The sequence below is a fragment of the Streptomyces mayteni genome, assembly GCF_054783955.1.
The window spans coordinates 53,748-68,173 of the sequence record NZ_BAAGPR010000033.1; the positions used below are offsets into that span (position 1 = coordinate 53,748).

The 14,426-nt window shown below is 74.8% G+C and carries 9 protein-coding genes; 2 read left to right on the plus strand and 7 right to left on the minus strand.

What is annotated here, in order from left to right; genetic code table 11:
* Nucleotides 1-23: 23 nt before the first annotated feature.
* Together ACYVPE_RS17085 and ACYVPE_RS17090 are read right to left on the minus strand one after the other, a co-directional pair.
* Complete coding sequence (locus ACYVPE_RS17085; RefSeq protein ID WP_461034464.1) at nt 24-2,519, minus strand: sugar phosphate nucleotidyltransferase; 2,496 nt, start codon at nt 2,517-2,519, stop codon at nt 24-26.
* Between the two features lie 134 nt (nt 2,520-2,653).
* Nucleotides 2,654-3,262, minus strand: a complete 609-nt coding sequence (locus tag ACYVPE_RS17090) for a CDP-alcohol phosphatidyltransferase family protein (protein ID WP_461034465.1) — start codon at nt 3,260-3,262, stop codon at nt 2,654-2,656.
* A 197-nt stretch (nt 3,263-3,459) separates the two neighbouring features.
* Between ACYVPE_RS17090 and ptsP the strand changes: the two genes are divergently transcribed.
* Nucleotides 3,460-5,154 (plus strand): phosphoenolpyruvate--protein phosphotransferase, encoded by a 1,695-nt coding sequence (ptsP, locus tag ACYVPE_RS17095; RefSeq protein WP_461034466.1) that lies wholly within the window; start codon nt 3,460-3,462, stop codon nt 5,152-5,154.
* Nucleotides 5,155-5,587: 433 nt separating this feature from the next.
* Here the strand turns inward: ptsP and ACYVPE_RS17100 are convergent, their stop codons facing one another.
* From ACYVPE_RS17100 to ACYVPE_RS17115, 4 genes are all read right to left on the minus strand, one after another.
* Entirely contained in the window at nt 5,588-6,526 is a 939-nt protein-coding gene (locus ACYVPE_RS17100) for a hypothetical protein (RefSeq protein WP_461034467.1), read from the minus strand.
* Between the two features lie 28 nt (nt 6,527-6,554).
* Nucleotides 6,555-8,591, minus strand: coding sequence for an acetoacetate--CoA ligase (locus ACYVPE_RS17105; protein WP_461034468.1), 2,037 nt, complete (start codon nt 8,589-8,591; stop codon nt 6,555-6,557).
* 315 nt (nt 8,592-8,906) lie between these two features.
* Nucleotides 8,907-9,344 carry a roadblock/LC7 domain-containing protein gene (locus tag ACYVPE_RS17110; RefSeq protein ID WP_461034469.1) on the minus strand — a complete coding sequence of 146 codons (438 nt, stop codon included), beginning with the start codon at nt 9,342-9,344 and terminating at the stop codon, nt 8,907-8,909.
* A gap of 47 nt (nt 9,345-9,391) precedes the next feature.
* The gene (locus tag ACYVPE_RS17115; protein WP_461034470.1) at nt 9,392-11,848 is read right to left on the minus strand and encodes a sensor histidine kinase; all 2,457 of its coding nucleotides are present in this window, start codon (nt 11,846-11,848) and stop codon (nt 9,392-9,394) included.
* 228 nt (nt 11,849-12,076) lie between these two features.
* Between ACYVPE_RS17115 and ACYVPE_RS17120 the strand changes: the two genes are divergently transcribed.
* Nucleotides 12,077-12,358, plus strand: coding sequence for a hypothetical protein (locus ACYVPE_RS17120; RefSeq protein ID WP_461034471.1), 282 nt, complete (start codon nt 12,077-12,079; stop codon nt 12,356-12,358).
* Here ACYVPE_RS17120 and ACYVPE_RS17125 read toward each other — a convergent pair.
* A partial coding sequence (locus tag ACYVPE_RS17125) for a coiled-coil domain-containing protein (RefSeq protein WP_461034472.1) occupies nt 12,352-14,426 on the minus strand: 2,075 nt, incomplete at its 5' end. The genes ACYVPE_RS17120 and ACYVPE_RS17125 overlap by 7 nt on opposite strands.

Below are 14,426 nucleotides of genomic sequence, written 5' to 3' on the forward strand. Positions count from 1 at the left end.
CGGGTGAGCCCGACCCGGCGGGCTCAGCGTTCGGCGCTGTCCACGATCACCGACCACTCGTCGAGCAGTTCGGAGGCGGTGGCGTCGTCGGGGCCCTCGGCCCACAGGTGGGTGACGGCCTCCGCCGGGTCCGGCAGCACCAGGACCCACCGGCCGTCCGGCTCGACCACCCGCACGCCGTCGGTGGTGTCCACCGACCGCTCGCCGGCCGCCTCCACGACGCGGCGCATCACCAGGCCCTTGATGGCCCAGGGAGTGATGACGTCACGCTTGAGGACGTGGGCGCGCGGGATGCGGGCGTCGATCTGACTGAGCGACAGCTGGGTGCGGGCCACCAGGCCGATCAGCCGGGCGAAGGCCGCGGTGGCGTCGAACACGCTGGAGAACTCGGGGACGATGAAGCCGCCCTGGCCGTCGCCGCCGAAGACGGATCCCTCCTTGTGCGCGACGCGGGTGAGGTCGTCGGGGGACGTCGTCGTCCACTCGACCTGGGTGCCGTGGTAGGCGGCGACCTGCTCGGCGATCCGGGTGGTGGTGACCGGCAGCGCGACCCGGCCGCTGCGCCGCTCGGCGGCGATCAGGTCGAGCATGACGAGCAGCGCGCGCTGGTCCTCGACGATCCGGCCGCGCTCGTCCACCAGGGAGAGCCGCTCGCCCACCGGGTCGAAGCGGACGCCGAAGGCGGCGCGCGCCGAGGAGACGATCTCGCCGAGCCTGACCAGGCCGGCCCTGCGGGCCTCGGCGGTCTCGGTGGGCCGCGCCTCGTTGAGGCCGGGGTTGATGGTGAGGGCGTCGACGCCGAGCCGGCCGAGCAGGCTCGGCAGCACGAGGCCCGCGCTGCCGTTGGCGGCGTCGACCACGATCTTGAGCCCGGACTCGGCGACCCCCGTGGTGTCCACCTCGCGCATCACCGAGCCGGTGTACGCGTCGAACACGCTGGCGGGGAACCGCAGGTCGCCGATCTCGCCCGGGAAGGCCCTGCGGTACTCCTGGCGGGCGTACACGCGGTCCAGCTTGCGCTGCCCGGCCTGCGAGAGGTCGGCGCCGCGCTCGTCGAAGAACATGATGTCGACGGAGTCGGGCACCCCCGGGGTGGTGCGGATCATCACGCCGCCGGCGCTGCCGCGTGCGGTCTGCTGGCGGGCGACGGGCAGCGGCACGTTCTCCAGGTCGCGGACGTCGATGGCGCTGGCCTGGAGGGCGGAGATCACGGCGCGCTTCAGGGCCCTGGCGCCCCGGGAGTGGTCGCGGGCGGTGGTGACCGTGGAGCCCTTCTTGAGGGTGGTCGCGTAGGCGCTGGCCAGCCGGACGGCGAGTTCTGGGGTGATCTCGACGTTGAGGATCCCGGAGACGCCGCGGGCGCCGAAGAGCTGGGCCTGCCCGCGGGCCTCCCAGATCACCGAGGTGTTGACGAAGGCGCCGGCCTCGATCGTCTTGAAGGGGTAGACGCGGACGTTGCCCTGGACGATCGACTCCTCGCCGACCAGACACTCGTCGCCGATGACGGCGCCGTCCTCGATCCTGGCGGCGCGCATCACGTCGGTGTTCTTGCCGATGACGCAGCCGCGCAGGTTGGTCTGGGGCCCGATGTAGACGTTGTCGTGGACGACGGCCCGGTGCAGGAAGGCGTCGGCCTTGACGACCACGTTGGAGCCGATGACGGTGTGTTCGCGGATCTCGGCGCCGGCCTCGATCTTGGCGTAGTCGCCGACGTAGAGCGGGCCGCGGAGCTTGGCGTCGGCGTGCACCTCGGCCCCCTCGGCGATCCACACGCCGGGCGAGATCTCGAAGCCGTCGATCTCGACCTCGACCTTCCCTTCGAGCACGTCGGCCTGGGCCTTCACATAGCTCTCGTGGGTGCCGACGTCCTCCCAGTAGCCCTCGGCGACATAGCCGAAAATGGGCTTGCCCTCCTTCATCAGCTTGGGGAAGACGTCGCCCGACCAGTCCACCGGGATATCGGGTTCGACATAGTCGAAAACCTCCGGCTCCATCACGTAGATGCCGGTGTTGACGGTGTCCGAGAAGACCTGCCCCCAGGTGGGCTTTTCCAGGAACCGCTCGACGCGGCCTTCGTCGTCCACGATGGTGATGCCGAATTCCAGCGGGTTGGGAACACGGGTCAGGCATACCGTGACGAGCGCACCGCGTTCACGGTGAAAACGGATGAGATCGGTGAGGTCGAAGTCGGTGAGCGCGTCACCCGAGATCACCAGGAAGGAGTCGCTGCGGAGCGCTTCCTCGGCGTTCTTCACACTTCCGGCCGTACCCAGTGGCTTTTCTTCGTGGGCGTAGGTGAGGTCCATCCCGAGCTCCTCACCGTCCCCGAAGTAGTTCTTGACGAGCGAAGCGAGGAACTGCACCGTTACCACGGTCTCGGTGAGCCCGTGACGCTTAAGAAGCCGGAGCACGTGCTCCATGATCGGGCGGTTGGCCACGGGCAGCAGCGGTTTCGGCATGCTCGCGGTCATGGGGCGAAGCCGGGTGCCTTCACCACCAGCCATTACGACGGCCTTCATATCGGAAGTGTCCTCCTTGGGGAGTCGACAGTCATACCGACTGCGCCCGTCTGGAGGGGCCCGGGCCCGGGGTGGCTCCCCGGAAATAGCGGCACGTGCGGGCGCCAGGCCCCTGCGACACTGCCAGGGCGAGCTCAGTCGGCCGTGGCATCCGCCCTCAGTAGGCGGCGGACCTGGACCACGTAGAGGATCCCTGCCCACCAGTACAGCGCTGTACCCCAGCCGGCGAACGCCCATCCGAAAATAGCAGCGAGTGATGCCACCCAGCTACTTCCGTCGCTGAGCAACAAGAGGGGAAAGGCGTACATCAGATTGAGGGTGGCGGCCTTGCCCAGGTAGTTGACCTGCGGCGGGGCATATCCGTGCCGGTCCAGGACGAAGACCGTGACGAGCAACATGAGTTCGCGGGCGAGCAGCAGCGCGGTCAGCCAGATCGGGAGGATCTCGCGCCAGGTCAGGCCGACCAGGGTGGAGAGGATGTAGAGGCGGTCGGCGGCCGGGTCGAGGACGCGGCCCAGCGCGCTCACCTGGTTCCAGCGGCGGGCGAGCTTGCCGTCGAGGTAGTCGCTCACTCCACTGGCCGCCAGCACGAGCAGCGCCCAGCCGTCGAGGTTGGGACCGTCGAAGACCGGCGACAGCACCAGCCACAGGAAGACGGGGACGCCCACCAGCCGCGCCATGCTCAGGATGTTGGGGATGGTGAGGATCCGGTGGGTCTGAACGCCTGATTCCTGGACCTCCACCCGGAAGCCTCCCGTGTTCCCCGTGTCTCCTACTGTGCGGGAGAACCCTACCGGGCGTCCGGATCCAGGAGAGCGGAGGGGCGTTGAGGTCGGAGGGCCGAACGCGGCGCCTTGGGCTTTGATGTGAGGTGCGGGCTTCGATGTGAGGTGCGGCCCGGCGGGTGTGGTCGCCGGGACGGCGTCGTGAGGCGGGTGAGATGGAGACCAGGCTGCAAGGGGTCGGCGTCAGCCGGGGCGTGGCCATCGGCGAGGTGCGCCACATGGGCACCGCGGTGCTCGAACCACCCGACACCCGGATCGAGCCGGCGCGGGCCGCGCGCGAGATGGGGCGCGCCAGGCAGGCCGCGGACGCGGTGGCCGCCGACCTGACGGCCAGGGGCACCCTCGCCGGCGGCGACGCCCAGGCGGTGCTCGAGGCGCAGGCGCTGATGGCGCGGGATCCCGAGCTGATGAGCGACGTGGAGCGGCGGATCGCCGCCGGCTCCACCGCGGAGCGGGCGGTCTACGACGGCTTCGCCGCCTACCGGGCGCTGCTCGCGGACGCCGGCGAGTATCTGGCGGGGCGGGTCGCGGACCTGAACGACGTGCGCAACCGGGTGGTGGCCAGGCTGCTCGGCGTGCCGATACCGGGGGTGCCGGACAGCGACGACCCGTTCGTGCTGATCGCGCGTGACCTGGCCCCGGCGGACACCGCGTTGCTCGACCCGGCGCTGGTGCTCGGGTTCGTGACCGAGGAGGGCGGCCCGACGAGCCACAGCGCGATCCTGGCCCGGGCCCTCGGGGTGCCGGCGGTGGTCGCGCTGCCGCGGGCCCTGGAGATCACCGAGGGCACGGTCGTCGCGGTCGACGGCTCCACGGGCGAGGTGGTGGTGAACCCGAGCGACGCGGAGCGGGCCGAGCTGGCCAGGGTGGCGGCCGAACAGCGGGCCGCGCTGACCTCGGTGACCGGCCCGGGCGCCACCGCGGACGGCCACAAGGTGCCGCTGCTCGCCAACATCGGCGGTCCTGTGGACCTGCCGGCGGCGGTCGGGGCGGGCGCCGAGGGGGTGGGGCTCTTCCGCACCGAGTTCCTCTTCTTGGAGGGCGCGCGGGGCCTGGAGGGCGAGGGCGGCGGTGAGCCGCCGTCCGAGGAGGAGCAGGCCGCCGCCTACCGGCAGGTGCTCGAGGCGTTCCCCGAGGGGCGGGTGGTGGTCCGGGTGCTGGACGCGGGCGCGGACAAGCCGCTGGCCTTCCTCAGCCCGGCCGACGAGCCGAACCCGGCGCTCGGGGTGCGGGGGCTGCGGGCGCTGCTCGCGCATCCCGACGTGCTCGACACCCAGTTGCGGGCGCTGGGCCGGGCCGCCGAGGGGCTGCCCTGCTATCTGGAGGTGATGGCCCCGATGGTCGCCGACCGGGCCGACGCCCGGGCGTTCGCGGACGCCTGTCGGGCGGCCGGGCTGGCGGCGAAGGCCGGCGCCATGGTGGAGATCCCCTCGGCGGCGCTGCGGGCGAGGTCGCTGTTGCGGGAGGTCGAGTTCCTCTCGCTCGGCACGAACGATCTGGCGCAGTACACGTTCGCCGCCGACCGGCAGGTCGGCGCCGTCTCCCGGTTGCAGGATCCGTGGCAGCCGGCGCTGCTCGACCTGGTGGCGCTGGCCGCCGAGGCGGCCAGGGCCGAGGGCAAGAGCTGCGGGGTCTGCGGGGAGGCGGCCGCCGACCCGCTGCTTGCGTGTGTGCTGACCGGGCTCGGCGTGACCAGCCTGTCGATGGGCGCGGCGGCGATCCCCTATGTGCGGGCCACGTTGGCCAAGCACACCCTGGCCCACTGCGAACGCGCCGCCGCGGCGGCCCGCACGGCGGACACCGCCGCCGCGGCCAGGGAAGCCGCCAGGGGCGTGCTCGCCGCCGAGTGACGGACGGCTGGCCGCCTGGCCCGCGGCCGGCCGGGCCACCGGGCGTCGGGCCGGTGGAGCCGGACGGGCGGCCGGCCGCCGGCTGACGGGCCGAGCCGATCCGGCAGCCGCCGGACGACTCGCCCGACAGGCCCGGGGGCCCGCGGCCCGGTGACGGGCCGGACGGACCCGGCAGCCGCCTGGACACCGGCCGACCAGGCCAAGGCCCTGGCGGCGCCAGCCGGTTCTCCGGTCAGCGGTCGGCACCAACGAGCGGGCGGACCGCCCCGCGCCGCCACACGGCCCAGCCGATGGCCCAGGGGCCAACGGCCCGATGGACACCCCGGCCCAACCCGAGGGCCGCCCGGCCGGCCCGCCGGGCCGGCGGGGAGCATCCGGCCGCCGACCGCGTACGGGGTCACCGGACCGCCGGGCCGGCAGGCCGGCGCGGTGTTCAGGGGCGCCGGCAGGCCGCCGGTGGGAGCTCGGGCGCGGGGAGGTAGGCGACGTCGGGTTCGGGTGGGATCGGTTCGCCGGTGCTGGCGTCCGTGCAGTAGGCCGCGAACACCTCGCCCGCCGTCAGCGGCCGTGGGTGGCCGCCGCGCAGGCCCCAGCCGCGCACCTCCTGGTCGCCGCCGGCCGGCGGCCGCGAGCGGAGCACCAGGCCGCCCGGCTCGCCGGTGGCGAGCCCGACCGCGAGCACCGTGCAGAGCGCCAGCGCCGCCGGCTCCGGGACCCGGAGCTCGCCGCCGGCGTCGATCTCGGCCGTCAACTCGGCGGCCAGCGGCCCGGTGTCGGGCAGCACCGTGGCGACCAGGTGGTGTGTGCCAGGGCCGACCCGCTCCAGCACGGCGGCCAGCAGCTCGGCGGACCGGCGGAAGGCGCAGCGGCTGAGCGGCGCGCCGCAGTGCTGGCAGCCGCCGGCGGCGGCCAGCAGGTCGCCGCCGAGCTCCCAGGCGTCGAGCCGCCGGCGGGCCGCCCGCAGTTCGGGGAGCAGCGCGGCCATCGGCTGCCCGGCGTAGGGCACGGTGGCGCCCTGCGCGGCGACCTCCGCCGTGTAGCGGGCGCGGCTGGCCTGCGAGTCCTGGGCGAGGCCCTCCCGCTCGCAGTAGTCGGCGAAGGCGGCCGGGTCGAACAGCGCGACGCTGGTGTGGCCGTGCCGGCCGGCCAGCGCGCGCAGCAGGGCTTCGGTGGCCCGCAGATAGCCGGCGTGGTCGGCGAACCCCAGGCCTGGGCAGCGGCGCCGCAGCAGCGCGAAGCCGGCCTCGTCCGCGACGACCGCGACCGTGCCGGCCGCCTCCCGCCAGCGGCCGCGCCGCGGCACCGCCGTGCCCCGCCCCGCGCGGCCCGCCGCCCCTCGGCCGTTCCTGACGCGCTTTCCGGTGTGTGCCATGCTTCCCCCTGGAATCGGAACCTCGTGGTCACCCACCGTAGTCGGCGCCACTGACAGTGGCCCGTTCCCGGCCGAGGCGCTCGAAGAAGCGGAGCAGTTCGAGGTCGTCGACGGAGCCGGGGTTCACCGTGGACTCGAGCGCCGCGCCCTGGAGCAGCCGCTTCACCGGCACTTCGAGGCGCTTGCCGGTGAGCGTGTGCGGCACCCCAGGCACCGCGATCACCTCGTCGGGCACGTGGCGCGGGGAGAGCCGTTCCCTGATGGTGCGGCGGATGCTGTCCCGCAGCGCGTCGTCCAGTGCGGCGCCCTCGGCCAGCCGTACGAACAGCGGCATCCAGTAGCCGCCGTCGGGCAGTTCGACGCCGACGACCAGGGACTCGCGGATCTCCGGGAGCCGTTCGACGGCCTCGTAGATGTCGGCCGAGCCCATCCGCACGCCCTGCCGGTTGAGCGTGGAGTCGGAGCGCCCGTGGATGACGACCGTGCCGCGCGCGGTGAGCGTGATCCAGTCGCCGTGCCGCCAGACGCCGGGGAAGGTGTCGAAGTAGGCGTCCCGGTACCGGGCGTCGCCCTCGTCGTTCCAGAACCTGACCGGCATCGAGGGCATCGGGGCGGCCACGATCAGCTCCCCCACCTCGTCGGTCAGCGGCCGGCCGGCCTGGGACCAGGCCCGCAGGTCGGTGCCGAGGCCGGGCGCCTGGAGTTCGCCGGTGTAGACCGGCAGGGTCGGCACGGCCCCGGCGAAGCAGCTGCACACGTCGGTGCCGCCGCTGACCGAGGCGATCCACAGGTCGGCGCCGGCCCGCTCGTGCAGCCAGCGGAATCCGTCGGGCGGCAGCGGCGACCCGGTGGTGGCGACGCAGCGGAGGGCGGAGAGGTCGAGGTCGCGGGCCGGGTGCAGGTCGGCCTTGGCGCAGGCCGTCACGTAGGCGGCGGAGGTGCCGAACAGGGTGGCCCCGGTGCGCTCGGCGACCCGCCACTGGGCGGCGGTGTCCGGGTACCCGGGGCCGCCGTCGTAGAGCACCACCGTGGTCCCGGTGAGCAGCCCGGAGACCAGGAAGTTCCACATCATCCAGCCGGTCGAGGTGTACCAGAAGAACCGGTCGTCGGGGCCGAGGTCGCAGTGCAGGCCGAGCTGCTTGAGGTGTTCGAGCAGGATGCCGCCCTGGGAGTGGACGATGGCCTTGGGCAGCCCGGTGGTCCCCGACGAGTAGAGCACCCACAGCGGGTGGTCGAAGGGCACCTGGTCGAACTCGGGCTCGGCGTCGGAGGCGGTGAGCGCGCCCCACTCCAGGGCGCCGGCCGGCGCCGGGGTCCCGAGCAGCGGCACGTGGACGACGGCGCGGAGCGTGGGCAGCCCGGCGCGCAGTTCGCCGACGGTCGCTGCGCGGTCGTGCGTCCGGCCGCCGTAGCGGTAGCCGTCGACGGTGATCAGCACGACGGGTTCGACCTGCTGGAACCGGTCGAGGACGCTGCGGGCGCCGAAGTCGGGGGCGCACGACGTCCAGACCGCGCCGATGCTGGCGGTGGCGAGCAACGCGACCGCGGCCTCGGGGATGTTGGGCAGATAGCCGCTGATCCGGTCGCCTGGCCGGACCCCGAGCTCGCGCAGCGCGGCGGCCAACGAGCCCACCTGGCGGCGTAGTTCCGCCCAGCTGACGGCCTCGGGCCGGTGGCGTTCGTCGACCCGCAGCAGCGCCGGCCGGTCGGCCAGGGCCGGGTCGAGGGCGGAACGGAGGGCGTGTTCCGCGTAGTTGAGGGTGGCGCCGGGGAACCAGCGGGCGCCGGGCATGCCGCGGTCCGCCAGGACGGACTGGTAGGGGGTGGCGAAGCGGACGTCGAACCAGTCGGCCACCGCGGCCCAGAACGCGTCCAGGTGGTCGACCGACCAGCGGTGCAGCGCGGCGTAGTCGGCGACCGGATCGTCGGAGGTGGGCGACGGCGCGCCGTGGTGGGCGGCGACGTGGGCGTGGAAGGCGGTGAGCCGGGCGCCGGCCGCCCGATCCCGGGTGGGGCGCCACAGGGGCGCGGGCTCGGTGGGCGGCACGGCGTGCGCGGCGGTCATGGCGGCTCCCGTCAGGTGGACACAACATCGCTGTCACGTGGCACGTCTGGGCGAGACGATGCCAGGTGGGCGACGTGCGCACCAGAGTGACGCGACACGGGGCCTGGCGAGCCGGTGGGCGGACGACGACGGCGGGCCGGGGCCACCCCCGTCGGTTCCGGGCCGCCGCCGTCATCGAGTCCGACGCCGGGCCGCCGGCGTCGGTTCTCGTCACCGGCACGTTGTCACGCTTTCGCGACGACGGCGGAGCACCGCGGAGATCTTCGGCACGAAGATGCCACCGCCGGCCGGGGCCGGCGGCTCACGGCATCGGGTTCAGGGCGTGCCGGGGCCGGGGCGCTGCGGGGTGGCGAGCAGCGGGCCGACGCGCTTGACCAGCAGCGTCAACTCGTAGGCCACCTGCCCGATGTCGGCGTCCGCCTCGGTGAACACGGCCAGGGCGCTGCGCGCGCCGGCGGCCGTGACCAGGAGGAACGCGTCGTCCAGCTCCACCAGGGTCTGCCGTACGTTGCCGGTCTCGAAGTGCCGGCCGACGCCTCTGGCGAGGCTGTGGAACCCGGATGCCACCGCGGCGAGTTGCTCGGCGTCCTCTCTGCCGAGCGAGCGCGAGGCGCCTCTTGGCAGGCCGTCGGCCGCCAGGATCAGCGCGTGCCGGATGCCGGGCACGCGCTCGGCCAGTTCGTCGAGGACCCGACCCAACTGCGCTGCGTCGGGTGGGGCGCCGCCGTGGGCCGCGGCCTCAGGTGCGGTCATCGGTCCTGCCTTACGGTGTTCTCGCGGTGATCTCGCCGCTTATGGGCTTACGACGTCTCGGTGGTGGGGTTCCGCGGCGCGGCGTTCGGCCGGTCGCCGTTCTGCTCGCGGCCGCGTTGCCAGCCGCGTTGGAGGGAGGCCATCCGGGCGCGGACCTCGTCCGCGTCCACGTCGGGCGGTGGCACGTCGGCGTCGGGGTGGTCGCCTGGCACGCCGTCGCCCGGGCCCGCGCCGCCGCCCTGGGGCGCGGGGCGGCGCACGCGCCTGGGCAGCCCGGTGCTGGTGCGCTCCTCGGCTGCCTGGGCGCGTGCCAGCGGGATGGGCGCCGGGGGCGCGGGATCGGCCTCGGGCGGTTCGCCCACCGGTCGGCCGTGGTCCGCGACGAGCACCGGGGTGCGGTGCCGCCTGGGCAGCTCGGGCGTGGCGGGCCGCCCGTCGTCCTCCCGGGCGGGGCCGTGCTCGGCGGAGTGGCCGCCGTGCTGGGACGGTTCAGGGCCCCTCGGCTCGGGAACGGGGCCGAGGACCACGTCGGGGGCGCCGACCGGCGCCTCGATCTCGATCGGACCGCCGCGCAGCGCGGGGCGTTCGGGCCGGCCGGGCAGCCGGTCGCGCTCGCCAGGCAGCTCGCGGGTCTCGGTCAACAGCTCGCCGGGGATCAGGGTGACGGCGGTGGTGCCGCCGTAGGGCGAGTCCCGCAGCGACACCTTGATGCCGTGGCGCTCGGCGAGCCTGGCGACGACGAACAGGCCGATCCGGTCGGTGTCGGACGGCTCGAACTCGGGCGGATCGGCGAGCCGGCGGTTGGCGTCCCGCAGGGCGTCGGCGGTCATGCCGAGGCCGCGGTCGTGGATCTCCAGGGTGAAGCCGTGCGGCACCCGCTCCCCGTCGACCTGCACGGCGGTGTGCGGGGGCGAGAAGACGGTGGCGTTCTCCAGGAGTTCGGCGACCAGGTGGACGAGGTCGGCCACCGCGCCCCCGGAGACGGCGAGGGCCGGCAGCCGGCGGACCTCGACCCGCTCGAAGTCCTCGACCTCGTCGACGGCGGCCCGCACCACGTCCATCAGCTGCTCCGGCTTGCGCCACTGGCGGGCCGGGGCCGCGCCGGACAGCAGCACAAGACCGTCGGCGTGCCGGCGCATGCGGGTGGCGAGGTGGTTGAGGCGGACGAGGTCGGCCAGGTTCTCCGAGTCGGCGGTGCGCCCCTCGAGGCCGTCGAGCAGGCTGAGCTGACGGTGCAGCAGGACCTGGCTGCGGCGGGCCAGGTTGACGAAGACCTCGGACATGCCGCGCCTGGTGTGGGCGCGCTGCACCGCGGCGGAGACGGCCTCCCGCTGGAGGGTGTTGAGCGAGTGGCCGATCCGGCCGAACTCGTCGGGGCCGTACTCCAGGCGCGGTGCCTCGGTCTCGACGTCCACGTGCTCGCCGGCCGCGAGCCGGCGGGTGACGCCTGGCAGCCGGACCTCCGCCGCGTCGGTCGCCTCGCGGGCGAGGCCGCGCAGGTCGCCGCTGAGGTCGCGGCCGACCCGGAGGGCGACGGCGGCCGAGACCATCACGGCCACCAGGCCGAGGCCACCGAGCAGCCAGGCGCGGACCGCGGCGTCCGAGGTCGCGGGGTCGAGCCGGTCCTGGTAGCGCTGGTCGGCCTCCCGGCCGAGTTCGGCGAGCTGGTCGAGGGCGGAGGCGCCGGTCTCCTGCCAGGTGTCGGCCCGGACGGCGGCGGTGCTCCCCTGGAGCAGGCTCTCCTCGGCGGAGGCCAGGATCCGGCCGGTGCCGCTCTCCCAGAACGCCTCGTGCGCCTGCCGGTCCTCGAGCGTGAGGTCGGGGAGGTGGGTGTCGTAGGCCAGCTCGCGCTGCGCCATCCGGTCGGCGAGGGCCCGGAGTTCACTGTCGCTGGTGCGCCCGGCGGCCAGCGCGCCGGCGATCAGGGCGTCCTCGGCGGACAGGGACTCGCGGGCCTGATCGAGGCCGACGACGGCGCGGCCGTGCCGGTCGAGGTCGGGGTCGTCGACGGGCTGGAGCGACGACCGCACCCGGAAGGCGAGGTCGACGACGGCGCCGTAGGCGTCCAGGGCGCCGGTGCGGGAGACGGTGTTGCTCTCCACCTGGCCACGCAGCTGGTCGAGGCCGTCCAGCGCGGACAGCATCCGGTCGAGGCGCTCGCGGGCCGACGCGCGCAGGCCGCCGCGGGCCTCGTCGGCGCCGTGCCTGGCCAGGGTGGCCGCCTGGTCCGTCTCCTGCCTGATCTCCCGCAGTTCGCTGAGCGAGTCGGCCCGCCGGGGATCGCCGAGGTAGACGAGGGTCTGGCGGCGCTCGCGCTGCACGGCCAGGGCCACCTCCCGGGTCGGATCGCCCAGGGCCGAGGCGGCGTCGGACGCGGCGCCGACGGATCTCGCCTCGCCGACGGCGTCGGTGGCCGCGAAGGCCCAGACCGACACGAGCGACAGCAGGGGCACCAGCACCAGCGCGCCCGTCTTCCGCCGGATCGACTTGCCGCGAAAGCGCATGCCCTCCCCTTGGTTTCCGTGCGGCGGCGCGGGGGTTCCCGCCGACCGCCAGCGCGAGCCTACTACCGGTGCCCTGGCCGCCACCCGGGTATCGGCAGGGTGGTGGGCGGAGTTGACCCGACGCGGAGCGCCCCATCCTGGCCCGTGGTCCGATGGCCCGCAAGGCGTTCTACCATGGATGGGGAGGACATATCTGCGCATCTTTGGCGGGCAGGGAGCGAAGCCGGAGTGTACGCGAGACCCCGCATGCCGGATCCGGTGCGTGCCGCCGCCGTGCGTGCCGTCATCATCATCGCACTGACGCTCACTCAGGTGGTGGTCGTGTTGCTCTGCACCCTGGCCGGCTCCTGGCTGGCCATGCCGATGGCGCTGTCGTCCATCGGGAGCACGATGGTGGCCACCTGGGCGGTGCTCGACATCTGGATCACCCGGCAGGCCTGGCGGCAGCGGGACGGCGTGGTGTCGGTGCCGAGCAGCGCCGCGAGGCGCCGGCCGATGGGGCGTCAGTGAGCCTCTCCCGCGCGGGGCTTGCGGAAGACCCGGGTGGCGGTGATCTCGCCGTGCACCGGCTCGGCGGCCGGGTCCTGCTGGGGCAGGCCAGGGCGCAGGTGTTCCTCGACGCTGATGTACTTGAGCCCCGCGCGTAGGTCGGCGTCGTTGCGCAGCCGGATCACCAGTGGGAACTCGGCCAGCGCCGTGGTGTCGAACAGGCCGGTGGTGTAGAGGAGTTGGACGCCGAGGGCGTCGGCCACCGCGCGTTGCAGCTCCAGCAGGTAGGTGGCGTTGGCCCGGCCGATCGGGTTGTCGAGGAAGAGGGTGCCGGCGTGCCGGTGCCGGTCGCGGCCGCGGTCGTTGCCGCGGAGCGCGGCCATGGTGCAGTAGAGGGCGATGGCCGCGGTGAGCAGCTGGCCGCCGGAGAACACGTCGCCCATCTGCCCGACCGGGACGCGCTCGGCGCGCAGCACGGCGTCCGGCTTGAGGATCTCGACGCGCACCCCCTTCGGCGCGAGCGCGGCCTGCACGCCGCGCAGCAGCAGGGAGACGCCGTCGCGGCGCAGATCCGAGTTCTTGCGGACGGCGGCCCTGGTGGTCTCGTCGATGACCTCGCCGAGCCGCTCGGTGAGGGTGGCCTGGTCGGGGTCCTCGAAGCGGATGCGCAGGAACTCCTGTCCCGACCACTCGCCGAGCCCCTCGGGCAGCCGGGAGAGCCGCTGGGCCGAGCGGAGGGTGGCCAGCGCCGACTCCACCAGGCCGCGCAGCCGGTCGACGATGCCGTCCCGGTTGCGCTCCAACTGTTCGAGCTCGTCGGTGAGGACGCGCAGCCTGGGGGCGAACGCCTCGGCCCAGGCGGCGGCGTTGGCGGGCAGGGCCGCGGCCGGCAGCTCGCGGATCTGCTGCCTGGCCGGGGTGCGCACCTGCTCGTAGCGGGTGGAGTTGGCGTGCCTGACCAGCCGGTCGCCGGCCTCCGCCACGGCGGCCTCGGCGGCGACCAGGCCGCCGGCGTGGGTGCGCAGGGCCCGGCGGGCGTCGGCGGCGGCCTGGCGGGCCTCGGCGAGGCCGCCCTGGTAGGGCTCGGCGGGAGGTTCGGCGGCCGTCTCCCCCGCGTCGGCCGAGGCGGCGCCGGGGGCCGGATCGCGGAGCTGGTCGCGGAGCGACGCCGCCGTCTCCTCGAAGCCGCCGGCGGCCTCCTGGGCGGCGCGGTGGTCGCGCAGCAGGTCCTCGTGGGCGGCGACGGCGGCGGCGTGGGCGTCCTCGTGGGCGGCCAGCTCGGCGGTGGCGGCGCGCAGCAGGTCCTTGGCGCCGGCCGCGTCGGCCGGGATCCGCTCGGCCGGCAGCTCGATGTGCGCCTCACCTTCGGCGGGGGCGAGGCGCTCGGCCTCGCCGCGGAGCCTGCCGAGCTGTTCGCTGGCGGTGGAGGCGCGGGACTCCAGCAGCTGCACCAGGGACTCGGCGCGGGCGGCGGCGGCCTGCCTGGACGGGCCGTCTGCACCCTCGGGGCCTTCGAGGAGCCGGGCGGCGCGGGTGCGGACCTTGTTGCTCAGCCGGTCGAGCGCGGCGAGCGCGGCGCTCTCGTCGCCCTCGGCCCGCGCCTGCTCGGCCCGCAGGTCGGCGCCGACGCCGACCTTCTCGTACAGCTGGGAGGCCGAGCGGTACGCCTCGCGCAGCGCCGGCAGGGAGGGGGAGCCCGCGGCCGGCGCCGACTCGTGCTCGCCCTCGTCCGGGACGCCGCTGACCTCGGCGCGCTCGGCACGCAGGGCACGGGCGGTGCGCCGGGCGTCGTCGGCGACGCGCTGCACGGTACGCCGGTCCTCGTCGGCGGCGCGGGCCCGCTCCAGCTGGCCGGCGGCGGCCTCGGCGGCCTCCGCCGCCTCGACGCCCAACTCCCTGAGCCTGGTGCGCCAGCGGGGGCGCTCGCGGAGCCGGAAGGCGAGCCCGGCCAGCGCGTCGGCGGCGCGACGGGCGTGCTGGGCGGCTTCCTGGCACTCGTCCCTGGCGCCGGCGGCCTGGGTGGCGACCTCCTCGGTCCCGGCGCGCGCGGCCGCGGCCTCGACGAGCTGCCCGCCGGCCGCCTCGGCCT

Bases quoted from the DNA above. Each gene is read 5' to 3' on its own strand.
- ACYVPE_RS17085 (WP_461034464.1), bottom strand. From the start codon at position 2,519: ATGAAGGCCGTCGTAATGGCTGGTGGTGAAGGCACCCGGCTTCGCCCC.
- ptsP (WP_461034466.1), top strand. From the start codon at position 3,460: ATGGAGACCAGGCTGCAAGGGGTCGGCGTCAGCCGGGGCGTGGCCATC.
- ACYVPE_RS17100 (WP_461034467.1), bottom strand. From the start codon at position 6,526: ATGGCACACACCGGAAAGCGCGTCAGGAACGGCCGAGGGGCGGCGGGC.
- ACYVPE_RS17105 (WP_461034468.1), bottom strand. From the start codon at position 8,591: ATGACCGCCGCGCACGCCGTGCCGCCCACCGAGCCCGCGCCCCTGTGG.
- ACYVPE_RS17110 (WP_461034469.1), bottom strand. From the start codon at position 9,344: ATGACCGCACCTGAGGCCGCGGCCCACGGCGGCGCCCCACCCGACGCA.
- ACYVPE_RS17115 (WP_461034470.1), bottom strand. From the start codon at position 11,848: ATGCGCTTTCGCGGCAAGTCGATCCGGCGGAAGACGGGCGCGCTGGTG.